Origin of the sequence: Paenibacillus sp. GCM10028914, from assembly GCF_042666275.1 — a bacterium.
In the GTDB taxonomy this organism is placed as follows: Bacteria; Bacillota; Bacilli; order Paenibacillales; family Paenibacillaceae; genus Paenibacillus_AQ.
Genome location: NZ_JBHTFO010000002.1, coordinates 122,289 through 145,704, shown reverse-complemented (window position 1 = coordinate 145,704; position 23,416 = coordinate 122,289). Strand labels below are relative to the sequence as shown.

Genomic DNA, 23,416 nt, shown 5'->3' with positions numbered 1-23,416 from the left:
GAATTTATTGATTTTTGTCCTGTAATCAGTTTCATACCGATATAAAAAAATACCCCGCTTCCGCGAGGCATCCTCATATACTCTATCTAAGCTCCTACTTTATTTAAGTATAAAATCAGACATCTGTATTTCATCCCATCTTTCATTTATAGCAGGATTAGCGCTAAATAGAGTCATTCCACCATCCTGATCCATCTTCACTTTAAAATAAAAATTCATTTCTTTGGTCTCCAGATACTCATCGTATAACTGCTGATAATGCTTGTTGCCGCTCTCTTTGGCATCTTTAATATACTTCACGGTATCCGGGTCTCTATCATAGTTCTTATAGTTTATCTTATAGGAGAAAGTAGCCTCCACAATCCCATCAATCATTTCTTCCTTATAATCCGATATGATAAAATTCTGCAGCTCATAATATGGAGAAAAGACACGCTGGCTCTCTTCCATCAGATAACTACTGATCTTATCCACATTTTGTTGTGCTGGTTCAAGGTTTATAAGCTCTTTCAGCTTCTCAGGAGTATCGGCATAGTTTTTGATGTCTTCTCCAACCGTGGAATTCGCCCACTCCAGTCCATACGTAAAGTTTACTTCACGGTCACCATCTGTCAGGGTTATCTGAACACCGTCTGCATTATCAATCAGGGAAAGCAGGAGCAGCGCATTGTTAAAGAACGGGCTCAAACGATTCCCTTCTTGCTTGTTATACGAATCTAACACCTCGGAAGAAGCAGAGTACACTATTTTAACTTCATATGGCCGTTCACTTGTCTTCAGTTCCATGTGGTCGTACTGCACATCGCTTGGCATAGTCAGCAAGCCAATCAGCTTTCCAACCGCGGAGGCATTCCCAATATACGGGGTGTGGGCTTTCCACAGCTCCTCGTGGACCTCGATCTTCTCCGGTAAGAGTGACTCTTCTGCCTTTGTTAATATAGTCGTTTTCGGATTAGCGATAAGCCCAATACCAATGGCGATTACAAAAATAATGGAGAATGCCATTACCCAAGACCTTGGCCGCTTGTATTTAAGAACATTTTTAATCCTTGCTTTTATGCTCCCCTCACCAAAAGCAAGCGGACTTCCGTTCATGATATGCTTTCCAACAGCAAGCGATAATAAGGAAGCCGCATAAGGCTTCTTCACATCTGCGTCCATCTTCTTCAGTACCTGTTCATCACAGGACAGCTCCATATCTGTGCTCATAAGAATAAACGCGATCCACACCAGTGGATTAAACCAGTGGAAGGATAATATGATGAAAGCTAGCGCTTTAATGATATGGTCCTTACGCCGGATATGCGTCTGTTCGTGAAGGAGGATATACTTTTTCTCCTCCATACTCATTCCCATAGGTAGATAAATCTTAGGTCTTACCAGACCAAGCACAAATGGTGTTTTCAAATTGTTAGCTTCATAAATATTCTGCTCTATCCACCGCGCATGTTTAAGTTGTCTCTTTAAGATCACAACCGATCCTACACTGTAAAGGAGCAGTACTGCTGCTCCAACAATCCAGATAAAGGCCCCTATATTGGCATACATCAACAGAGAGTTAAGTCTTGTTCCGGAATCAACGGCAGGAAACGTCCCCCTTACCAGCGAACTAACCGCCGTAATGCCGCTATCCATCAGAGGACTTGATTGCTGGATGATCTTAGGCGGGATGACCGAATTATTCGTGCTTCGGGGGAACAGGCTGAACATACTTTCGAATGAGAATGGAAATACAAGACGGAATGCAGCTGCACTCCATAAGGCATAGGAGATGATTTTTGGCGCCTTTTTCAACAGGAGTCTGGCAAGGATCACAAAGAGGATGACATAACTGGCTGTCAGACTCATGTTTAATGTCGTAAGAAACAGCTCAAGCATTTCTAATCCTCCTTGTGTTCATCAATTAACTTCTTTAATTCATCAGCCTGGCGTTTGCTTAATTTCTTCGTGCCCATGAAGGCTGTTAAGAATTTAGGTAACGAACCTCCGAAGGTGTCTTCAACGAAACGTTGACTTTGTTTAGCATCATATTCATCCTTATGGATTAAAGACGTAACCACCGCGTTTTTATTCCGAAAAATCTCTTTTTCACATAGTTTTTTCAAAACAGTATACGTAGTGGACTTTTTCCAATTCATCTCGTCCTCACATAGCTTCACCAGATCTCCGGAGCCGATCGGCTCATTCCGCCAGATAATATCTGCGAACTTCTCTTCACTTTCGGTCAGTGTGTATTCTTTCATGACAGCACCTCCTTTGGTCTATATGTTATCGACCTCATTGATTTATAAGTCTACGACCTATAGACCGGGAAGTCAATAACTTTCTTAAAGGCGATTATTATCTAACTTACAACCTTACTCACAAAAAAGACAGAAAAAAAGAACAGCTCTAATTACATGGCTGTTCTTGCTATGTATCGATCTTTTGCACAATGCATTCAATCCAAGAAGGAATGGAGTCCGATCGATAAGTTATTGAACCATCGTCTGCTCCCAGAACAATTCTTCCCTCCGATAAACTATTATCAATCACAATTAAATGATCAATTAACTCAAGATGAGAGAGTAAATTTTGAATCGATGTTTCATGCCTCCTTATGATATCTTCAGAAGGGATATGATGTCCACCGTTCTTAACTCGCACTGCCACTCTCTCCAAATTCAAATGATAGTCGCCTAAACCGACATAAAACATTGTAACTTCGAATCCATTGGCCTTGGCATCACGCATAAGACGGATGGCATTACCTCCAGCCAGTGTAGTTTCAACTGAAAAATCGCGTCTGTTTCGAATACAATCTTTGGCTAGTTTAATGGCTTCTTTCCCTGCCGATATTTTACGGCTTTCAGGATGAATCGAATCGATTGCTCGAGCTAAAGCATCGGGATCAATATTAACACTGATTCCGAGCCTATCGACAATGAGGTTCCGAATCGTACTTTTCCCGCTTCCATTGTTCCCGGCAAAAATGTACATCATCGGTAACAATTCATTCATGAGGTGTTTCCTGCTCGGTTACTGGAATAACGTGACCGTCATTATATTCCTTTACAATCCGGCCTTCTGCGGTTTTATAAACAATGTATGTCTCGTTAGCCTTAGCATCCAACTTAGCGCGATCACCAGTGAGTTTAATAAGTTTTTGGAGGTCTTTAATTTGATTCATATGTTTCACCATCCTATAACTTAGTATCTGCAAAAATATACATTAATTATAACACAATAAACTTTTGGCTAAGTAAGCTCAGTTGCAAAAATACATAAAGCTGATTTACCCCATTTAATGTATCAACCCACGAGGCAACTTCGCCCCTATTGTATAGAAAAAAACCGTCCAAAGGAAGGTCTTTATTAAGATAATCTATTTAATCCAGACGATCAAATCCCGATCTCCCGCATCTTCTCCGTTACTTCCTCAACCCTTCCATCCATATCCGTTCCTTCAAACTTCGGAAGCTTCAGTTGGCTTACGATGATTCCGTCCCGCATAAACATAATACGCTCTGTCCGCGCCGCGACTTTGGCGTCATGCGTTACAAGCATTACGGCAGTACCCTCCGCATTGATTTCCGATAATATGTCCATAATCTCCTGTGCGGATTTGGAATTGAGCGCACCCGTAGGCTCGTCACCAAAAATAATTCTCGGATTGTTCATAAGCGCTCGGCATATACCCGCACGCTGAAGCTGACCTCCCGAAACTTGCGTTATATCACGCTTTTCAAGCTCTGCAATGCCTACCCTGTTCATAAGCCCTCTTGCTTTCTCCGAAATTTTCGCTACATTCTTTCGGTTGTCACGCATGGCTGGAAGAATGATGTTGTCGAGGATATTTAGATTCTTAAGCATCGTCGGCTGCTGGAATACAAACCCCATGGTTGTTCGGCGTAGATCTGAAAGCTCATTCTCTCCAATGGTCGATAAATCCTGTCCGTCGACCACAATGGTTCCGCTATCCACGCCATCCGTACCGCTGAGTGCAAAACATTAGCGTTGATTTTCCTGAACCCGAAGGACCCATAACGGCAACGAACTCTCCCTCGTTTATTTCAACGGATACGCCATCTAGAACATTACGCTTTTCATCGCCCTCGCCGAAAGATTTTACAATATGGTCACCGATAATCATCTTCTTCATATGCCTACTCCTTCATATTCTCGGAAATTTTTATGTGTCCCACGCCAGATATGCCGATGATCGTTGCGATAAGTACCGAACCAATCATCATCAATGGAATAAGCAGATACGCTGAAAGTGGATTGATCGAAAAAGTAAATACCGACGCTCCAAAGGAGGAAATCACCGCACCCGCTATCAGCTCTCCAACCGTGTTAGCCAGAAGTGTACCCAGAACCATTCCGACAATGAGGACAAAAACCGACCGTGAAATATACTGCGTCCTTATATCCGAGCTTGTAAAACCGAACACTTTCATTACGGCGATGGAATATCTGTCTTTCGCGACTAGCAGCTTCATAAACAGCAAGGTTATGAGCAGCGTTATAACTAACGCAACCACAACGGAAGCGAAGGATGCCTTTTTGACAGAACTTATTGTCGAGCCGAATGTCTGGGCAACAAATTCATCAATATCTGAGACCTTTGCATAAGTAAATTTGTCCGCATATTCTGACGTTTTGTTGGCTACAAGCGACTGATCTGAAAGCTCTGCGCAAATCACAGACCACATGATGTCTGCTGTATGATCGGTAAACACAGCCTTTGCGGTCTTGCCACCATTCGTAATGTCAGAGTAAATTCCGCTTACCGTTAACGTTTTATCTACTCCCTCAATCACCAGCGTAAGGCGATCGCCGACCTTTTTGCCCAGTTCATCGGCGTTTAATGCCGAAAGGGCAATTTCAGTTTCTGCAATAGGTGCTTCGCCTTTGGAATAAAATATAGGAAATATCGAATGATCTCCGAGTTCAATTTTTATATTTTCCTCTGAACCGCTCTCTGTTTTTACTTTGAATGTTTTTGTGGTTAAAACGGCATATTTGGAAATGGCACTGTCACTATGGTTTTCGATTTCAGTTGTTTTTGCAGAGATCTGATCTGTCTGCTGAACATCCATCCGCATATCATAAGTTCCAATCCCCATATATTGAATGAAGCTTTTCGATGAAATCGTGTTGTACAGGTTCTGTGGAACAATCATGATAAATGCCGAAATCACAAGAATCACAAGCATTGTCGTGTAAAGCCTTTTTCTTGCAAGAACATCTTTTATGCCGAGAAAAATATTAGTGCTAAACCATCTGTTTCCGCTCAAGCTAAACCGCTTCGCGCCGGTGTTTCTTTCCTGTGAAGTGCCATAACGAATAGCTTCCGCAGCAGATATGGTCCGAAAGCGTCTCAGCACTCCATTTACATAGGCTATGATGGCTAGGAATATAAGTAGTATGCCGATAAATCCAAACAGTGAGGCAAGAGATGAATTCCCGCTATCCCCCATATAAAGGCGTATATTCTCAAGAAGCATACCTTTAAACATAAGCGAAAGTACAAAACCAATAATACTGCCTGCAGCCGCTAATACAGCGTATTTCGCAAGATACATATTCTTGATATCGGAAACTCGCAGCCCTATGGCCTTCATCACTCCGATCTCGCGAACATCTTCTTCGATCTTTGCAAGGAGCGTAAAGCGTATGCACATAAATGCGATGGCAACGATAAGAATACTTACCAGAAGGATCACTGCGATCATCATGCCGTCAGAAAGTGCATTGATCATTTTTAACAGCGGATATGTAATGGTTGGGCCGTTGGCTTCAAGACCTGCAGAGGCATAAGCCGTTTCGAATGCGCCGAGCTCCGACATGTCCTTTAGCCTGAACTCTATCAGATACTCCGTGCTGCCAAGGCTTTGTATTTCTGTGTAATCATTTGGACTGAGGAGAAATCTCTTGGAAGAGGCGAGTGCAGAATTCATCTGCGAATCGCGAAGAAATCCCGCCACGGTAAATTCCTTACCGGCTACAGACGCCTTGTCACCAACCTTTGTGGTGTTATCCTTCATATAGCTTATTGGAACATAAAGTTCTCCGTCGGAGACGCTTATCTTGTTGCCGTCAAGATCAAGCAGATAATCAAATTTCTCACTCTGTATGCTAAATCCGTTATCCTGAACACTGCTCGCAAGAGAATGACCGCCCAGAATAATCCGGGCACCGTCTATATTAAGAAATTCGACCACCTGGTATTCGTCGACATTGCTATTCTGATCGGCAAATGATGTAAGCCGTGCCGTATCCACTTCACCCGAGTGCATCTGCATAAAATGCGGAGTTTTCGCTTGTGTCATCAGCATATCCAGCGCGCCTGATAGATTGACGACGAGGATTGCCGCGAGAGAAACAAGCATGGCAGCGGCAGAGACAAATATCACGGTTGCCAGCGTAACCGCCTTGCTCTTTAAAATATCATTGCGCATTATTCGAAAATACATAAGCCACCTCTGTCCTCAAACTCATCCACCATAAAAGAAAAAATTACCGAATGGATTCCTGTCACTATTCATGGCTATCGCCATCTCCGCCATTCTTGTTGTCAAACATCTTCATGGTGTGCATGAGGCTCCCTTGTTCGACTCCTAGCATTCTTTCAATATTGAAAATAAATGCATGCATACGTGCAGCAAGCTCTTCGTTCGTCATTTCAACATAATCATCATCAAAAACCGTATTCGCATAGATCACAACCATTTCCATACATTCATATGGAAACGGGGTGTTAAACAGTCCCTGCTCAATGCCTTCACGGATGATTCCTGCGAGAATAGGCGTAACTCCGCTGATGATGACTTTTTGTATTTTCTGATGCATAAGTGCATTCTGGGGTTTATGAATATGCTCCATAATTTCCGCGCTGCTTCCGCCGCTTATGTTCAATGACATAACTACAGCGATAATTCGCTCAACTACAGGAATGTTCTTGTTAGCGGCAATTTCCTGCGCAGCATCTAACATCCGAACCTTATACCGATCGATCAGCGCATCCATAATATCTTCCTTCGACTTGAAGTGATGATACAAAGTTCCCCGCGCAATCCCAACCTTTGCAAGAATATCGTTGGTGCTTGTGCCGTCAAAGCCCTTCTGAAAAAAAAGCTCATCTGCCGCATCAAGTATTTCATTTATACGTTCCTCAGCTTCTTTGACAATCCTCATCTTTATCCCCCTCCTCGAATAGACCGACTGTCTGTCTGTTAGTTAGATAATACCATGTTTTTCCTTATCGTCAAGGGCGATATGTTGTTGTTAGGTGATGTTATCGCACTTACGGAGAGAAGCTTGGATAAGTTATTATAAAAAAAGAGCAACCTCTTAAAGGTTGCTCCTTCTGAATCCATAGTCATCTACAACACAGCCGTTCGACCTACTATCTACTATTTTAGTACTCCATTGAAGATTTGTCCTTCTCCATCGATCTTAATGATTTTAAGACGATTCGTTTTCTTGATAAATATGCTCTTATACTTCTCTCTACCATCTTCGTCCGACAGTAGAAGAATACGTTTGCCTTCATTGTCCGTCAGTGTTTTGAAGATAACGTCCTTCAAATCGATATTCTGCATAATGGTGTCATATTCAGGTAATGAAGACCATTGATCATGGCTCGTCTCTTCTTTTACAGGTTCTTTGTCTTCCTGATTTACTTCCTGTTTGTCATTCTGTTTGACTTGTGTCTGTACGGATTGTTGGTTTCCTTGCACATCATTGCTGTTATCCGCTTTAGATAACAACAACCCCATTATTGGGCTCATCGCGCTTGCAATTAACGTAACGTTAAAGAGCACTGGAATAAGAAAACATCAGGCTGTCGAGATTTTCTCGACAGCCTGATGTTTTTGACAGCATTATATGTGCAGCACAACATGTATCCCAAGGCTCAAAGACAAACTTCTTAATGCTCACCTCGCTTACTCATAAGCTACAAGTAACGCGATAAACAACCTACTTCTTAAAAAACTCATATTCCCGTATCCAGCTCTGGCTCTCGCCAGGCTGAATCGCAATCTTGACGAAGACCTCCGGCGAGACAACATGCCCTTCTCCCCATAATGCCATGGAGGCGATAGGGAAGTTATCTCGCTCCCGAATACCTACACCGCTTGGCAGGTGTACAAGCTCCCAAGTTGGACCGGTCACCGTGCTGACCTCAGGCAATTGCCCATAGAAGGGCTGGCTCGGAACCTCGTTCCACGATACCTTCATATCCTGAGTACGCAGTACAGACGGCGTGTATTCCTGCTCCATATCTTGTGCCTTCATCACTTCTGGAAGGGTTAGCTCATAATCCGGACCGATGGAATGCTGATCTACACGAATGAAGTTATGCACATATTCATGTGTCATAATCGGTTTCACTCCTGTGTTATGAAGCTGATACTCCAGAATCAGTCTGGAGTCCTTTATGTGAATTGTCTTGGTATACAGAGCAGCATAACCATTACAATCCTCAGCGTGGACTTTATAAGTGGCCGCTTGCGCTGTCACATCCTCCTCCATGCGATAAGGTTCAGCCGGATACGTACGTGCGAAGTCATAGTCTGCTTCATCAATTCGGGTCAGCTGGCCGACACCAAGCTTCGGGAACTTGTCTCCGGGAAGCGCCTCATCATAACCGATCGGATCAAAAATACCGAACTCGTTGCACAGACCTTCTCCGCCTGTACCCTCACCGGGAGTCAAGCTTTCAGGAACACAGAAGGTATGCATTCCATCCTGCTCATCCCTCCAGCTCACCTGCGTAATAAAACCCGTCCAATCAAATCGTGTTCCACGATAAGCTTCTCCTATAGAAGCGATCTCTACAGATAGTCTGTCATTCTTTAAAATATGTCCCATAGTTATGCCCCATTTGTACTTCGAATTAAGCAATTAAAACGTGAAACCCTGGCTATTCTTGCTCCGGCCAGGGTTTCATATCCTATCATGTCATGACTTATCTAGCGGAAAGTGTAACTTCTACCGTATGGAGCTGATCATCTGCCAAGGCATCGATTAGCTCACGATCTAGTACGCAGCCATGTCCTGCAGCCGTGCAAGAGATCGTCTCACCATTCAGCTTCACTTCTTGCGCACGATACTGTCCATAATCGAGTTTGCCTGCATTACGATAAATGATCCGTAGTTTCTTGTCAGCGAACAGCGTTTCCACGGATGCTTCTCCATTACCGTCAAACTGCTCCACTACAAGCTTCGGTTCCAGAAGCAATTTGCCAAGCTTCCCTTTTACGCCGAAGACTTCCGTTAGTTCCGTGAGCAATAACCAGCTGGCCGAGCCTGTTAGGAAGTGATACATACCACGGCCTTTCGCATTGATGTACTCCGGAATTCCAGGATAGATCCGGCTGGTTTCAAAGTCACTGCTAAGGTCGTATACCGACTTAAGCACGATCCGGCCTTCATGAACAAAGCCGCGCTTATATAACGCATTCGCATACATAACCGTCATATGGCTGAACATCGCACCATTCTCTTTGTGACCGAAAGCAAAACCGAAAGCACGGCCCAAGTTCTGCTGAATACCGCCAAAACGCGAGTTTAACCGATAGCCAATCTTCTCATCCTTCAAGTATTGATCTACCGCTCGAGCTGTCTCGCGAACTTGATCTTCCGTTGCGACACCGCTCATGATCGGGAATACTTGTCCAGTCAAGGTCATACGCACACCCTCCGGAGTATCACCCTCAACGCGTTCACCGTCATTATTGTAGTAGCCGTTGAACCAGCTATAACCTTCGCTATTCTGAATCCATTCATTCTGACGAAGATGGGAGATCATCCAGTCCGCTTTATTCATTAGATCTGCAGCCAGCTGCTCGATATCAACCGACACTTTAACCCCGCTTACCGTTGTCAGTACCGTATTGTAATAACGCTCCAAGCGATTGCGCTTGGCTGCTACCGATGCATAATCAATCTTCTCCGCTGTCAATGTATCTAACAAATCCAACATCTCTTCGTTGATCTCTACATGGCTCAACCCCGTCATTTGTTTCACTTGCAGCAGCATGTCGCTTAAATCCTTCAGATTGCCGGCATAAAATGCAGTAAATGCAACGCTCTCGCCCAGCTTCGTCGCCATATCCAGACCATCGTTCCAGTCTGCGCCTTCAAGCAAAATATTATTGTGCGCGCCCACATGGTAGAACGGAATTACATTCTGGATTAATATATGCTCAAGAATTGTACCTGTATATACATTTCCATCTGCCGTCTTCAGCTGCTGTCCCGACTCAGGAGTCCATCTATCATCACGCGCTTTCGCACGCTTCACGAAGGCATCCTTGAAATAAGTCTGTTGTTCGAACAGGAATTCGGTATCACCGCTCTGATCCAGATACAGCTTCGTTGTCAAGAACGGCCATGCGCCATGATCCATCCATACCCTCGGGATATTGTTGCGGTCTGCGCGGAATTCCCCTGGTGCAGATCCGATAATGGTTGCATTACTGCCATCCATACGCACACCTGCGTAGTTATTCCACAGGAGATTACGTACATCCTTTGGCTCCATAATGAGCAGCGCCAGACAATCCTGCCACAGATCACGCCAACCGCGGCCACCACGGCCATAATCGTGATGCGGCAGGAAGGAGCACCCATAAAGTCGGCGTAATACTGGCTGCAGTGTTACCCATTTCATCCACTCGTCATGATTGGAATCTCCAGAATGGAATTCTACCGTTCCGACTTTCGCTTGCCAGAATTGTTTATTATCCTCGAGTAGCGCTTCAAAACGTGCCGCAGACAGATAATCTTGCACATACCGTGCTTCATTCACGCGTCCATCCGTAATCGCCATGGCGATCACATAGCTTGCCGATTCACCTGGTGCGAGGATACGATCTTTAAAGCGCAGCGCTCCTACAGACTCATACCCGTCAATCTCAGCACCGCTTGTCTCATGCGGCTCCGCATTCGTTACAATAGCTTCAGGCCAGTCAAAGCTGCCTCCTTCGCCAATGAACTCTTCCCCAATTGGGAAATATCCAACCGGAGCTGTTCCATCGGCTTCACTACCAAGAACAGAATATGCAGTTTCATTCACCCGGTGTCCACGCTCATCGAAAGATAATGTCGGTTGCACCTCAACACCATGATTCATCGTATACGTACGATGGAGCAAGGATGTTACATGCCTGTGATCACGAATATCATCTGCCGAGCGCGCGTAGAATGGAATCGCCGCCGTTGGAGTTACCCGTATCTCCTCGTCACTTACATTCGTAAGTTTCACTTGCATAAGCTCGACTTTGTCGTCCGTCATAGGTACGAAACTCGTCGCTTCGGCACGGATACCGAATTTCTTATTCTGACGTGTAACGCGATGCCAGAGTAATCCAGCCTCCAAGTGTACCTCATCTGCCTCATCTACATTCCCGGTACGGGAAGCGATCTGACTTGCCGAGTTCCCGGCAGCAGACCAAGCTCCCTTGCCGTCTACATATACCCAGAAATTACGTGCTGCCCGGGAATTGTGCAGATCCTCAGAGGATACAGGCGCTAACAGGAACGAGTTCTGATCCGCCTTACTATCACCATGCCATGTTGGTGTAATGGACGACATCATCCCCGCCTCGTTCACAAGCGGAAAATAAAGATAACTGCTTCGATCAGGATTCGCTAACTGGAATTCTCCATGCTTTCCTGTAAATGTCCAACCTGCTGTTGGTTTCTTCTGTGTCATATTTCCCCGTCCCTTCGACTCAGCTAAACCTGACTCAATTTATTGCCTTATAATTAATCCGTTATTGTAATGTAACTTCGATTCGGCGCACTTCCCGATTACGCACAAGTAGAGCATGTTCCTCATTCAAAACGCTACCCGCTACATGAATCGTCCGGCCATCCATAAGCGTCAACACCATATCGGATACCTTAGCAGCGTGCTCACCAAACGTATTTTTTCTTGAAGGATTATGATAGACAACCTCAATCTCGCCCAAGAATACCGCTTGGATCTTATCGTTATCATCGAACAACCAAGCTGGCAGCACCGGCTGGAGCTGAAGCTGAAGTTGTCCTTCCTGCATCACGAATGGATGTTTACCCCACATCATCAGATTCCACATGGAGATGAACTCAGCTGTAGATCCGCTTAGACGAGCAACAAATCCTGTTCCATGCAGTGATGGATCAGGATTTACACTGCTCGCAATAAAAGAACTGTTCTCAAGCGTACTCCGCCCATAGACGGCCGGGTCCAAGAATGGTACAAGGCCATGCTTAATCTCAGTGAAGAACTCGTTATAAAGCTCTCCCTTCAATAACTCCAATAGATATTTGTATGACATATGCAAGAATACAGATCCGTTCTCTAGCCAGCCTGGTGTAAATGCTCTGGAGCGTCCAATCTCCGGAGTCGTCTCAGCCAAAGAGGCATTTACTCTGTACATTTGAAGCTTGCGATCATACAGTTCTGTCTCTTGGATACGCTGATAGAGATCACGTTTGCTTTCAGCATCCGATATTGTCTTCATCGCACGTACAGGTCCTTCCAGGAAGTATGGCAAGTCTACTCTGCGGAATGAAGTTACTCTTACGAAAGGCTGCCCTTTTGGATTCACCCGCGGCCCTTTATGCGAGTCGGTTACAGGTTCATAATCCACAGCCTCATATGCAAAATACGTTGGATATACGCCATTGCCGATTTCTAGGCCTTTGGCGATTCCCCGCTCTACATGATTCAGGAATTTATGGATAGCCCGCTTGATATCAGAAACCGCAAGCTCGCTTAACTCCCCATCGAAGCCAAAACGAACTTTCTCGCGGTAAGCTTCACGCGCACAAGACACCTGATCCCAGTACTTGAATGCATCCGCTGGCTCCTGAGAGGAAGCTAAATATCGATCCAGCAGAACTTCAACTTCTTCCAGTAACTTTGCCAGCTCTACAGGAACAGAGATTGTCCGCTCACGGCTCTCTACCTGTTCGATGAAGGAAAGCACTCGCTGCAGCTCGCACAATTCCCCGAAGCCTGAAGCGAATAATCCCGGCAAACCATTCAGGGAATCATTCCAGCCTGGTTTGTTCGCTTCCATCTCCACGCCAATCCCTTCCGGATCAAGGGTGGCGAATTTCAGCAGTGCGAGGGATACTAATTTCTCAAATAGACAAGTCTTATATATTTCACCATGCCCTTGCTGTGTCCGAACCCATGTCTTGAGGTTCTTGCGAGCATTAAGCAGATGTTCTTTCTCTTCGCTCTCACGCACAGCTCCGTATCTTCGAACCTTACCGTCCGTAAGTACCGTCTTCTCATCACGTGGAAGAACGTCAGCAGGACTGTCGTAATACATATAAGATTGATCATCAAACAGCAGCTGTTCTTTTCGATCTGGATATACGGACAAATAGCTCTCAATCAGATCCATATTATAGGTCCAGTGATCAATCCAGTATCCTTCACCGAATACAGCTTCTGCATATTGCTCCGATTCAGACAACACTTCGAACAAGAATGATTCTGCATCTATCGTTAATCCAATAGCCTCATTCTCGATAAATCCGAGCAGTCCGCCTGGTGTGAACGAACAGCTTAAGAAGCTTGAGACCTTCTCCCGATCTTGTTCGCTTACCCGTGACATCCATCTTTGCGTCGCGTTATCGTTTAAATGGAAGCTGCATCCTTGAATAACAAGCGGATTGTAACCGTCAGCTTGGATAAAATTCATGAACATTTTCACGTTGAAATCCTTCACATCCGGATTCATTAACGTATCGCTCCGGCGGTTCTGGTTCGCATCCCGGAAGTTGCCGTTTCCTTGTGAATAATAGCTCGGTGCAACGGAGAAAAAGTTATAATCCCGCTCCAAATCCCCATGCTTTCTGGAGTACACATGATAGACAAACGGTTCTTCCGGATTGCCGCTGTCCAGCATAATCGGATGTCCGCCGCGAAGCGCATTATCCATATAACACTGACGGCAATACGCATCAAAACGCGGGTCCGCGGACTTCGTTGCGATGACATTCGTCAGTTGCTCCGTTAACTCGCGTGCTTCATTCAACTTCTGCGCAATGTATTCGCGGCTAACGAGTTCCGCTTGTCTTGCATTGATATGCTCGACATCATGCACATGCCCGATGAGGGTATACACCTCATACTTGCCCCCCGCTGGAAGAGTCGCATCTACTGTCGCAAAGCTGCTTGGTACTTTATTTGTCGTTACTTGCGGTCTACTCCATAACTCCTGAAGAGATGCATCACTGAAGCTGTCAGCTGTGATCAAAGAGCTGTTACTTCCAAATACAAGTTCTGCATCCACAATCGGAGACAATACTTGTTCTTTCACACCATCATCACCGAAGGACAGCATGAAATGCCCGCCCTCAATGCCTGTAACCTCAGCGGAATCCGCTGTGCTGGCGCGCAGTTTATAATACGGAATGTTCTGTTCCAGATTATAAACTTCCATCCAGCTCTTCAGCGTGTGGCCAAGCTCCTTATATGCCGCATTCGACAAGCCGTAAGGCAGAATTCCTGGCAATCCATCGATCACTTCAATCTTCTTCGCTTCGGAATTCAGGTTTTGAATCGTCACTTGACGAACCAGTGCAGCAAAAGATTCGTTCGGCAGGATAAAGTAAGTCACCTTCACCGCGATCCCTTTAGCTTCATCAATAGATTCAATCTGCAGTGTATTCGCTTCAATCGTCATTTGCTCTTGCACTGAACCTGATCCGTTCTGATAAGAAAAAGGCTCATGTACTTGACCATCAAGCTTAATAAACGTACGAAAACCTTGTAGTGGCACAGCTTGATAAGATTTGTTAGCCGGTTGGAACTCCAGAATGGCACCATCCTTATCCTGTACCCCAAAGCTTGCAATCCCTTGGCCTCGATTAACATAGAAGCTCCAGAGCGGCTTTCCTTTCAAACCCGCTAATCCTGGCAAAAAGGATGCAAACGGCTTCAACCGGTTATAACCTGTTATCACAAAACGTCCTTGATCATCAAATGTGTACCGCTGATTCATTTAGATCTTCTCCTTCACATTCAAAATATGCATGTCTCTACATGCGAATGTTCAGTAACATAGAGAGAACCGCAAGTCGTATTCCTACGACTTAACGGCTCCAGCTAATGCTCCATCTACGATGTACTTTTGAATAAATACATAAAGTACGATGAGCGGTGCAGCAACGATCGTAATTCCGCATGCAAGCAGTGGCCAGTTGTTTCCGTACTGTCCTTTGAATTCTTTAAGGCCCGCAGTAATCGGCCAGTTCTCAGGGCTGGACAAGTACATGATCGGCCCAACAAAGTCATTCCATGTAGCGATCGCTGTCAAGATTACCCCTGTTGCAATGATGGGTTTCATAAGCGGCAATGCAATCTGAAGAAGATAACGGCTATACCCACAGCCATCCATACCTGCAGCTTCATCCAGATCACGACTAATGGACTTGATGTAACCTACGAACATCATAAATACGACACCCGTACCTGATGTTTTAAGCAGGATATAACCGAGCTGAGAGTCATACCCCATAAATGGCAGGTGATCTTTGAAGAACAGCATCAGTTTAAACTGTGATACCATCGGATTCGGCAAAAATTGAGACATGATAAAGAAAAAGTAAATGAGTCCGCCCCACTTCACATAGCCACGCGCTATAGGGAACGCAGCGAAAAGTGAAATCAGAATCGTAAATACGGTAGAAGTACCCGTATACAGCAAGCTATTTACGAAATAATTCGAGAAATTACCTTGTTTCCATGCTTCGGTATAGTTAGAAAAGTTGATATTCTGAACGAATCCGAGCGGATCAAGCAAATACTCATTAAACGATTTAAACGATACATTGAATACGAACAGGAGTGGAATCACATAAATGATGAGCAAAATCGCGATTAATGAATAGGACAGAATGTTGACTGATTTTGATCTCTTCATTAATATTCCACCTCCCGCTTACGCATTTGTTTAACTGCAACAACAACAAAGACCAAGACAACAAGGAATTGCAGCACAGACAAGGCGGCTGGTAGACCCATATCGAGGCTGCCGCGGAACGTTTCTTTATAAACGTCATAAGCCATTGTCCGCGTGTTGAAGTTACCATCTGTAGTAGCAAGAATAATATCGAATGTCTGCATCGCACCGATAATCGATAGAAGCATATTTACAGTGAAAGAAGGTGCGATAAGCGGGAACGTTATGCTGCGGAAAGATTGCCAGCGATTCGTTCCATCAATATGTCCAGCTTCATACAGATCTTTAGGCACAGATTGCAGACCTGCGAGGAAAATCAGCATGGAATACCCCATATACATCCAGATCTGTACGAAGATGATATAGTTAAAGGCGTTCGTAAAACTTCCGAAGAACGTATCCTTATACCCGAATAAACCATATAATTGTTGAACCGGTCCGCTGATCGGATCAAACATAAGGGACCAGATCAAAGCTACTACCGCTACACCGAGCACAACAGGTAGGAAGAAGACAGCACGATAAATCTTATCCCCTCTTAGCTTCTGGTTAATAACGACAGCAACAAGCAGCGCAATACCATTTTGCAGAATCGTTACAATAAACATAAAGTATAATGAACGACCTATAGAGGCCCAGCGTTCACCTGAGTTACCTGAAAACAACAAGCTTTTATAATTTTCTAAGCCAACAAAATTAACTTCAGAACCCGGAATATTCTTCATATCTGTAAAGGAATAGATTACCGTCATGATGGACGGCCCTGCATAAAACACCACGTATAACAAAAACGGGATGAATAGCAGCAGATAAGGCATTAAACGCTTAACGCCTCTTCCGAATGGATACATAAAGGACACCTCGCAATTCCTAATTCACGATTCTAGCTCTTCAAAGTTCACCAAACCGATAGCTCTTCATATCTGTGACCTGAAATATACAAGGCCTGAACAAGTAATGTTCAGGCCCCATACAAGACATTGTCCAAAAACTATTGCTTAGGTGCAGCAGCGTCCCATTCTTTTTGTTGAACCTCTGCTAGTTCCTTCGCAGTCTTGAACTCACCGCCTGGAGCCAAGTACTCTGTATGCACACCTTCTGCAGCCAAGTGCTCGCCGACATTTTCACGGTTAATCATCAAGATTTCATAAGCCAATTGGAAACCTTCCATATATGGCATTACTTCTTCATCAAAGAACTTGCTGTCTGTTTTCACATCTGGCATTGTAGGCAAGAAACCTGCTGCTTTAACGAATTGAGAGTAAACTTCCGGTTGTGAGAAGAACTCAAGCCATTTAATTGCGCCTTCCTTGTTCTTACCATTCTCTGCTACATACCAAGTCATATCATATTTACCAACCAGAGATTTGTTCACGTCAGCATCTTCTGTTGCCGGAATTGGGAAATAACCATAGTTCAATTCAGGATTAGCAGCCTCAACTGTTGGAGCTTCCCAAGAACCGTTCGGCATCATTGCTACTTTACCTGTTGCAAAGTAAGAAGGAATTGTGCCGTAGTCAATACCCATAAATCCGTCGATAGTGTATTTATCTTGAATCGTTTTCATTTTCTCCAGTACTTCTACCGCATCTGGATCTGTAAACTTAGAAGTCCCCTTCCATACACCTTCGATAAATTTCTCTTGGTCGCCGCCGCCAAGGATATGCGCTTGCAAACCGAATGCTGGCATTTTAAGAGGCCATACATCTTTACCAGCCATACCGATTGGAGTCACGCCGTTCGCTTTCAATGTCTCACATACTTCGATAAATTCGCTCCAGGTTGTTGGAACTTCCAAACCATATTGAGCGAAAATGTCTTTATTATAGAAGATACCAGACATCACAACTTTACCGGTTGGAATGCCGTATACTTTATCGTTGTAAGTACCAGCTTGTTCGATATCCGTTGGCTCATAGTTTTTAATGAACTCTTGTCCCGTCAAATCTGCGATGAGACCAGAATCAATCCATTGCTGCCAATCCGGCACCTTTGCACCAGGAGTCCATTCTTTCGGCGAAAGTCTCATACCTGACAAATCAGCGAAGATATCTACATCGCCAGCGGTAATGCGCGTACGACTTGCTTGTTTGTATTCATCATTAGGCCCTGTAGTTATATACTCGATTTTGTACTCTGGGTATTTCTCTTCAAACTGTTTGTTGATGTCTTCAATCACCGCATTAACATTGCTTTGCTTCCAGTGAAGCATTTTGATTACTTTTTTCTCTCCAGTCGCGGTTGATCCAGAATCACCCGATTCGTCGCTTCCCCCGCATGCTGTCAAACCTACAACGAGCGAGGATGCGAGCAACAGCGCAGACAGTTTTTTTAACATGACATTTACCCCCCAGTTTATCTAAGTGATTAACTAATTTTCCGAAACTTTCCGAAAACGTTTTCGTTTTAATCTATGCTTTCTCACTAGTTACAACGAAATCTTTTTCGTCAAAATGATAAATGTTTCCGAAATAGTTTCGCAAACCTATTATTACACCACTTTTTGTTCTTGTAAAGAGGGTTTTATCACATTTGAAAAACATTGACTTCTATATATAAACAACATACAATTAATTTACGAAATATTTTTCGTAAGTTCATTTTTTTCATTAAGCTTATTACAGCTTTTTCTACGAAAATACATTCGACGAAGGGGCTTTCACTGTGAATAATAAGACTATAGCTCAGATGGCGGGCGTTTCATTGTCCACCGTTTCGAAAATTATTAATAATTATAGTGACGTTTCCGAAGAAACAAGGAACCGTGTCCTTGAGATCATGCGTAAGAACGGTTACACACCCACGCCTTCTCTAAAAAAATCTAACTTAATTGTTGTTATCTTTGCGGGTAAGCAGAATGTTGATTTTACTCACCCCTTCTTCAGTGAAGTGCTAAATTCATTTAAGAAGCAGATGGGGTCTCTTGGGTATGACTTACTGTTCTTAACAAACACGAAGGGCGGAGACGAAGAAAGTGACTATCTGTTACGCTGTCAAGCTTATCAGGTGGCTGGCTGCATCATTATCTCCGGTCAAGATCTTGAACCGTCTATAGATGCATTGGATCAGAGTGATATCCCTTGTCTTGGCGTAGATATCAAGCTTACAGGTAAGAATTCCGGGCATATTATGTCCGATAATTACAAACTGACTTCGAAAGTTGTCGAGCATTTCTACCTGAAGGGATACCGAGATTTAGGTTATATCGGCAGTTCGACCTTATCCAGTATTTCGAATATTCGGGAATCAGGTTACCGCGATGCGATGGAAGCTTTAGGTTTAACAATTAACCCAGATTGGTTTGTGAACGGTTCGGACTTTTTCGAACAGAGTGGTTATGATGCGATGAAGCAAATTCTGCAGGCTGAGACATTGCCTCGTGCGATATTTGCCGCTTCCGATCTGCTCGCTATCGGTGCCATGAGAGCAATTGAAGAACATAACCTCAAGATTCCGGATGATATCGCCATTATTGGTTGTGATGATATCGAAGCCTGCAAATATGTACAGCCCTCACTGACAACCATGAGGCAGAATAAAGAGAAACTCGGTATTCTCTCCGCCTTAATGCTGTACGATCTCATCAACAATCAATCAAGTATGAGTTCATTTGTTGTAGAACCTGAACTTGTAATTCGTAATTCCTGTGGCAACCACAGTGGCAGCTACGGTCTCTATTCAGAAATGCAAGGCTAGATCACTGATAAGACCCGCTAACCAAGAGATACTCTAAGTTATCTCTTGATTAGCGGGCCTTTTTTTGCGCGCAATTCTTGCGTTAGCAGTTGTTTTGTATATGGTTTGCATTATAAAAAAACCTTGAAGGGTCATCACCCCTCAAGGTTTTTTAGATTTCACATGGTTCACTTCGAAGTTTCAATTATTGTCCAGCTTTTTTCCACTCGCCTTGAATACCCGCTTCGCTTAGAAGCTTGTTCACATCATCGATAACCTCTTTGCCGCCCTTCGCCAAATACTCTTCAACATATTTATCCCAATCCGAAATCGGGCGTTGGCCAACCATAAATTTAGTCATTTCATTGGTAGCAAATTCATTCAATGCAGAGATTTTAGAATAGTAAACTGAAGATTGAATCCGTCCAACCGGACTAATGTAGAAATCAGACTTCTCAAGCATTCCTACCATATCTTTGTTAAATGCTTTGGATTCCGGCGTTTTGGATTGAGCTTCATAGTCTCTCATCGATTCGTCTCCTACTGCCCAGCCTCCCAAAGAATCATTGAAAAGGGCTTTTGGAGCGTACTTACTAGATTCTTCTGTTGGTTCTGGAACACCATCGACCATATTGTAGCCTTTTCCTTCACCGCCAGAGATCCAGTCAAAATATTCATTGTCAGGATTTTGTTCCTCTGCTGGAACATACTGTTGCATATAATCTATCATTTCTAGTATTTTATTTACTTTTGCCTCATCCTTCTTCAGAGCAGAGCTGAGCATCCAAACTCGATAATAGCCTGAACCTGAAACGTATCCCTGTGATCCATCCGGTGCTGTAAATGCTGGCATGGAAACAACTTCAGCACCCGGGGCGTTTTTCTTGAGTGTCGGAATATCAAGTACTCCAGCCTGTGCCCCTTTATTCGTTCCTACCTGTTCGTACCAAATTCCAACTTTACCTGCGTTGAAATCTTTAAATACATCATTATATGGCTTGGTGGTCCAGTCTTTGTCCATTGCACCCGCTTGATATAAATCATTAATTGCTGTGACCTTTTCTTTAACTCCTGGGGAGATTTGTCCCGGAATTAATTGTCCTTCACTGTTCTTATGATACCAAGTGCTGCTCCAGTATGCCCCAAAGGATGGGTCATACACAATGCCTTTAGCCAAACCTAATCCGATGGTATCATCTTTCCCGTTTCCATCTGGATCCTGCGTAGCGAATGCGACGGCAACATCTTTTAACTCTTCAAAGTTAGTTGGCATTTCGAGACCCAGCTTATCCAGCCAATCCTTTCGGATCAGTGGCTTCTTTCCTCCACTTGCAGGAAAATACAACGGGATACCATAAATTTTTCCATCTACGCTTACCGCATCCCATACGGAATCAGGAATAGATTTATATGTCTCATACTTATCGACATAATCGTTTAGAGGTAAAAACGCACCTTGTCTTGCCCACTTCACATAGTTCGCATCGACAAGTTCCGTTCCAATGACATCCGGGATATCTCCTGAAGCCATCTTAACAGTAAGTTTATCTGTATATAAGTCAAATGGGATGTATTGCGGCTTAAACGTAATATTAAACTTCTCATTCAGCTTCTTGTTCGCTTCATTATTTAGTTCTGGAACAGGGCTTGCCCAAGTCCCATCAAACCAAGTAATCGTCATGGCTGTATCTCCACTAGCTGAAGCCTTATCTCCTCCGGAAGCGCCTTGCTCACCTTTAGATGTGCATCCGCTTAGTAACCCAGTAACCATAACTGCCGCCAAAGTCAGCATCAAAACCTTTTTCATCGTGATACAATCCCCCTTCTTTTTTAAAACCGGAAATTGCGAAAAATAATGAAGTCTAATGCTCTATCCCTTTACAGAACCAAGCATCACTCCTTTCGCAAAGTGCTTTTGCAGAAATGGATATACAATTAATATTGGAATCGTCGCCACAAGTACGGCAGCCATACCAATCGTTTCCGCTGGAGGTGGGTTTACAAAGCCTGCTGTTCCAGGATCGACGAGATTGCCTTGATTCAGGATAATCATTTGTCTCAAAATAACCTGCAACGTCCATTTAGCCGGATCATTTAAATAAAGTAGAGCATTAAAGTAAGCATTCCATAATCCCACTGCGTAAAACAATCCAAATGCAGCTAATGCAGGTTTCGATAATGGAAGAATAATTCTCCCGAAGATTTGAAGGTCATTAGCGCCATCAATGATAGAGGCTTCCGTTAAATCATAAGGGACATTTAAGAAGAATTGCCGCATGACGATAAGGTTAAAGGAGCTTACAGCTCCCGGAATAATCAGAGCCCATAGGGAGTCCATCAAACCGGTTTCTTGAACAATCATGTAGGATGGAATCATGCCTGCGCTAAATACAAATGTAAACAGCACCATAACCATATAAAATCTTTGGCCTGTTATTTTTCTTGACAAGGCATACGCCATCATAGACGTGATCAACAAGCTGACAATTGTACCTACTACGGTTACATAAACCGTTACTCCAATCGACCTCATAAATTCTTTGGAAGACAGAATGAATTCGTAAGCATCCAGTACCCACTTTTTAGGCCAGAGAAGTAATTCGGACGCTACATAATCCTCATAACTTGCAAAAGATACAACAAACATATAATAGAACGGGAAGAGCATCGTGAGTGCAATGAGCGCCAAGAGAACAATATTGACAATATCGAGTATCTTGTCCTTTTTTGTGTTATAGAGCACAGGTTTCCCCCTCTTTCCTCTAGTAGATTCCGTCACCACCAAACCGCTTCGACAACCGGTTCGCTCCAACGATCAAAATGAATCCAATAACGGACTTGAACAATCCTACAGCTGTAGCGAAGCTAAAGTCGGAATCCTGAATCCCCTTGAAATAGACAAAAGTGTCCAGAACATTACCAACCTCCATCGTAAACGGAGTCAACATGAGATAGATCTGTTCGAAGCCAACATCAAGTACGCTTCCAAGTCTCAAGATTAACAAGATTACGATTGTGGCTCTCAAAGCTGGCAATGTAATATGCCATATTTGTTTTAGACGAGTCGCCCCGTCTACGGCCGCAGCTTCATAAAGACTCGGATTGATTCCGGAAAGAGCAGCAAGGAAAATGATCGTTCCCCATCCCGATTCCTTCCATATTACTTGCAGTACGATTAGAGGCATAAACCAATTGGGGTCCTGTAAAAAACCGATGGCATCTATACCAAAAGCAGTATCTAGAAACTTGTTAATGATCCCGTTGTATTTCAATAGAACGGTCGAGATCCCAACAATAATAACCCAGGATAAGAAATGGGGCAGATATACGATGGATTGAACAACTCTCTTAAAAGCATTACTCCGCAATTCATTCAGCATTAAGGCCAAAATAACCGAAACCGGAAAGGCAAAGAGAATTTGAAGGAAGGATAAATATAGGGTATTCCACAATACTCGAACGACTTCCCGATCTTCAAATATCGTTTTAAAATGCTTGAAGCCGACCCAATCGCTCTTCAGAAATCCTTGGAAGGGACTGAAATCTTGAAATGCTATAATATTCCCTGCCATCGGTAGATAGCGATAAACAATGAAATAGACAAGACCTGGTAGCAGCAGCAGGAATAGATAACGCTCGCTCCATAAATTTTTCAGTTTATTCTTTTTATTCCGGGAAGGTTGAATGTGAATTTGATCATTATCCAGTTTTTTAGATTCAATCTGTGTTAACTCACTCATCTACGATTTCACTTCCTTATACTTCATTCTGGAGATTGCACT

General features: G+C 43.7%; 17 protein-coding genes and 1 pseudogene. 1 reads left to right on the top strand and 17 read right to left on the bottom strand.

Features of this window, described 5'->3' with window-relative positions:
* Nucleotides 1–99: 99 nt before the first annotated feature.
* From ACFQV5_RS01460 to ACFQV5_RS01395, 14 genes and pseudogenes are all read right to left on the bottom strand, one after another.
* Complete coding sequence (locus ACFQV5_RS01460; protein ID WP_379242881.1) at nt 100–1,878, bottom strand: M56 family metallopeptidase; 1,779 nt, start codon at nt 1,876–1,878, stop codon at nt 100–102.
* A gap of 2 nt (nt 1,879–1,880) precedes the next feature.
* Complete coding sequence (locus tag ACFQV5_RS01455) at nt 1,881–2,243, bottom strand: BlaI/MecI/CopY family transcriptional regulator (RefSeq protein ID WP_379242879.1); 363 nt, start codon at nt 2,241–2,243, stop codon at nt 1,881–1,883.
* A 169-nt stretch (nt 2,244–2,412) separates the two neighbouring features.
* Nucleotides 2,413–3,000 (bottom strand): ATPase, encoded by a 588-nt coding sequence (locus ACFQV5_RS01450; protein WP_379242877.1) that lies wholly within the window; start codon nt 2,998–3,000, stop codon nt 2,413–2,415.
* Nucleotides 2,993–3,169, bottom strand: a complete 177-nt coding sequence (locus ACFQV5_RS01445; RefSeq protein ID WP_379242875.1) for a hypothetical protein — start codon at nt 3,167–3,169, stop codon at nt 2,993–2,995. The genes ACFQV5_RS01450 and ACFQV5_RS01445 overlap by 8 nt, the downstream gene beginning before the upstream one ends.
* Before the next feature lie 212 nt (nt 3,170–3,381).
* A pseudogene (locus ACFQV5_RS01440) lies at nt 3,382–4,141 on the bottom strand (ABC transporter ATP-binding protein).
* Nucleotides 4,142–4,145: 4 nt separating this feature from the next.
* Nucleotides 4,146–6,458, bottom strand: a complete 2,313-nt coding sequence (locus tag ACFQV5_RS01435; RefSeq protein WP_379242873.1) for an ABC transporter permease — start codon at nt 6,456–6,458, stop codon at nt 4,146–4,148.
* Between the two features lie 64 nt (nt 6,459–6,522).
* The gene (locus ACFQV5_RS01430; protein WP_379242871.1) at nt 6,523–7,179 is read right to left on the bottom strand and encodes a TetR/AcrR family transcriptional regulator; all 657 of its coding nucleotides are present in this window, start codon (nt 7,177–7,179) and stop codon (nt 6,523–6,525) included.
* 218 nt (nt 7,180–7,397) lie between these two features.
* The gene (locus tag ACFQV5_RS01425; protein ID WP_379242869.1) at nt 7,398–7,775 is read right to left on the bottom strand and encodes a hypothetical protein; all 378 of its coding nucleotides are present in this window, start codon (nt 7,773–7,775) and stop codon (nt 7,398–7,400) included.
* Between the two features lie 190 nt (nt 7,776–7,965).
* Nucleotides 7,966–8,859 carry a hypothetical protein gene (locus ACFQV5_RS01420; protein WP_379242867.1) on the bottom strand — a complete coding sequence of 298 codons (894 nt, stop codon included), beginning with the start codon at nt 8,857–8,859 and terminating at the stop codon, nt 7,966–7,968.
* Between the two features lie 97 nt (nt 8,860–8,956).
* Entirely contained in the window at nt 8,957–11,707 is a 2,751-nt protein-coding gene (locus ACFQV5_RS01415) for a GH36-type glycosyl hydrolase domain-containing protein (protein ID WP_379242865.1), read from the bottom strand.
* A gap of 61 nt (nt 11,708–11,768) precedes the next feature.
* The gene (locus tag ACFQV5_RS01410; protein ID WP_379242863.1) at nt 11,769–14,999 is read right to left on the bottom strand and encodes a cellobiose phosphorylase; all 3,231 of its coding nucleotides are present in this window, start codon (nt 14,997–14,999) and stop codon (nt 11,769–11,771) included.
* Between the two features lie 84 nt (nt 15,000–15,083).
* Complete coding sequence (locus tag ACFQV5_RS01405; RefSeq protein WP_379242861.1) at nt 15,084–15,920, bottom strand: carbohydrate ABC transporter permease; 837 nt, start codon at nt 15,918–15,920, stop codon at nt 15,084–15,086.
* On the bottom strand, nt 15,920–16,810 hold the full coding sequence (locus ACFQV5_RS01400; RefSeq protein ID WP_379242859.1) for a carbohydrate ABC transporter permease: 891 nt from the start codon (nt 16,808–16,810) through the stop codon (nt 15,920–15,922). The genes ACFQV5_RS01405 and ACFQV5_RS01400 overlap by 1 nt, the downstream gene beginning before the upstream one ends.
* A 140-nt stretch (nt 16,811–16,950) precedes the next feature.
* Entirely contained in the window at nt 16,951–18,297 is a 1,347-nt protein-coding gene (locus ACFQV5_RS01395; protein WP_379242857.1) for an ABC transporter substrate-binding protein, read from the bottom strand.
* Between the two features lie 326 nt (nt 18,298–18,623).
* On the opposite strand from ACFQV5_RS01395, the gene ACFQV5_RS01390 reads away from it, so the two are divergent.
* A complete protein-coding gene (locus tag ACFQV5_RS01390; protein ID WP_379242855.1) occupies nt 18,624–19,655 on the top strand; it encodes a LacI family DNA-binding transcriptional regulator in 1,032 nt (343 codons plus the stop codon).
* Between the two features lie 184 nt (nt 19,656–19,839).
* Here ACFQV5_RS01390 and ACFQV5_RS01385 read toward each other — a convergent pair whose 3' ends face one another.
* The 3 genes from ACFQV5_RS01385 to ACFQV5_RS01375 all read right to left on the bottom strand — a co-directional run bounded on the left by ACFQV5_RS01385 (nt 19,840) and on the right by ACFQV5_RS01375 (nt 23,374).
* Nucleotides 19,840–21,441, bottom strand: coding sequence for an extracellular solute-binding protein (locus ACFQV5_RS01385; RefSeq protein ID WP_379242853.1), 1,602 nt, complete (start codon nt 21,439–21,441; stop codon nt 19,840–19,842).
* A 63-nt stretch (nt 21,442–21,504) separates the two neighbouring features.
* Complete coding sequence (locus ACFQV5_RS01380) at nt 21,505–22,377, bottom strand: carbohydrate ABC transporter permease (RefSeq protein ID WP_379242851.1); 873 nt, start codon at nt 22,375–22,377, stop codon at nt 21,505–21,507.
* Between the two features lie 19 nt (nt 22,378–22,396).
* Nucleotides 22,397–23,374 (bottom strand): ABC transporter permease, encoded by a 978-nt coding sequence (locus tag ACFQV5_RS01375; protein ID WP_379242849.1) that lies wholly within the window; start codon nt 23,372–23,374, stop codon nt 22,397–22,399.
* Nucleotides 23,375–23,416: the final 42 nt, after the last annotated feature.

Bases quoted from the DNA above. Each gene is read 5' to 3' on its own strand.
- ACFQV5_RS01460 (WP_379242881.1), bottom strand. From the start codon at position 1,878: ATGCTTGAGCTGTTTCTTACGACATTAAACATGAGTCTGACAGCCAGT.
- ACFQV5_RS01455 (WP_379242879.1), bottom strand. From the start codon at position 2,243: ATGAAAGAATACACACTGACCGAAAGTGAAGAGAAGTTCGCAGATATT.
- ACFQV5_RS01450 (WP_379242877.1), bottom strand. From the start codon at position 3,000: ATGAATGAATTGTTACCGATGATGTACATTTTTGCCGGGAACAATGGA.
- ACFQV5_RS01445 (WP_379242875.1), bottom strand. From the start codon at position 3,169: ATGAATCAAATTAAAGACCTCCAAAAACTTATTAAACTCACTGGTGAT.
- ACFQV5_RS01435 (WP_379242873.1), bottom strand. From the start codon at position 6,458: ATGTATTTTCGAATAATGCGCAATGATATTTTAAAGAGCAAGGCGGTT.
- ACFQV5_RS01430 (WP_379242871.1), bottom strand. From the start codon at position 7,179: ATGAGGATTGTCAAAGAAGCTGAGGAACGTATAAATGAAATACTTGAT.
- ACFQV5_RS01425 (WP_379242869.1), bottom strand. From the start codon at position 7,775: ATGAGCCCAATAATGGGGTTGTTGTTATCTAAAGCGGATAACAGCAAT.
- ACFQV5_RS01420 (WP_379242867.1), bottom strand. From the start codon at position 8,859: ATGGGACATATTTTAAAGAATGACAGACTATCTGTAGAGATCGCTTCT.
- ACFQV5_RS01415 (WP_379242865.1), bottom strand. From the start codon at position 11,707: ATGACACAGAAGAAACCAACAGCAGGTTGGACATTTACAGGAAAGCAT.
- ACFQV5_RS01410 (WP_379242863.1), bottom strand. From the start codon at position 14,999: ATGAATCAGCGGTACACATTTGATGATCAAGGACGTTTTGTGATAACA.
- ACFQV5_RS01405 (WP_379242861.1), bottom strand. From the start codon at position 15,920: ATGAAGAGATCAAAATCAGTCAACATTCTGTCCTATTCATTAATCGCG.
- ACFQV5_RS01400 (WP_379242859.1), bottom strand. From the start codon at position 16,810: ATGTATCCATTCGGAAGAGGCGTTAAGCGTTTAATGCCTTATCTGCTG.
- ACFQV5_RS01395 (WP_379242857.1), bottom strand. From the start codon at position 18,297: ATGTTAAAAAAACTGTCTGCGCTGTTGCTCGCATCCTCGCTCGTTGTA.
- ACFQV5_RS01385 (WP_379242853.1), bottom strand. From the start codon at position 21,441: ATGAAAAAGGTTTTGATGCTGACTTTGGCGGCAGTTATGGTTACTGGG.
- ACFQV5_RS01375 (WP_379242849.1), bottom strand. From the start codon at position 23,374: ATGAGTGAGTTAACACAGATTGAATCTAAAAAACTGGATAATGATCAA.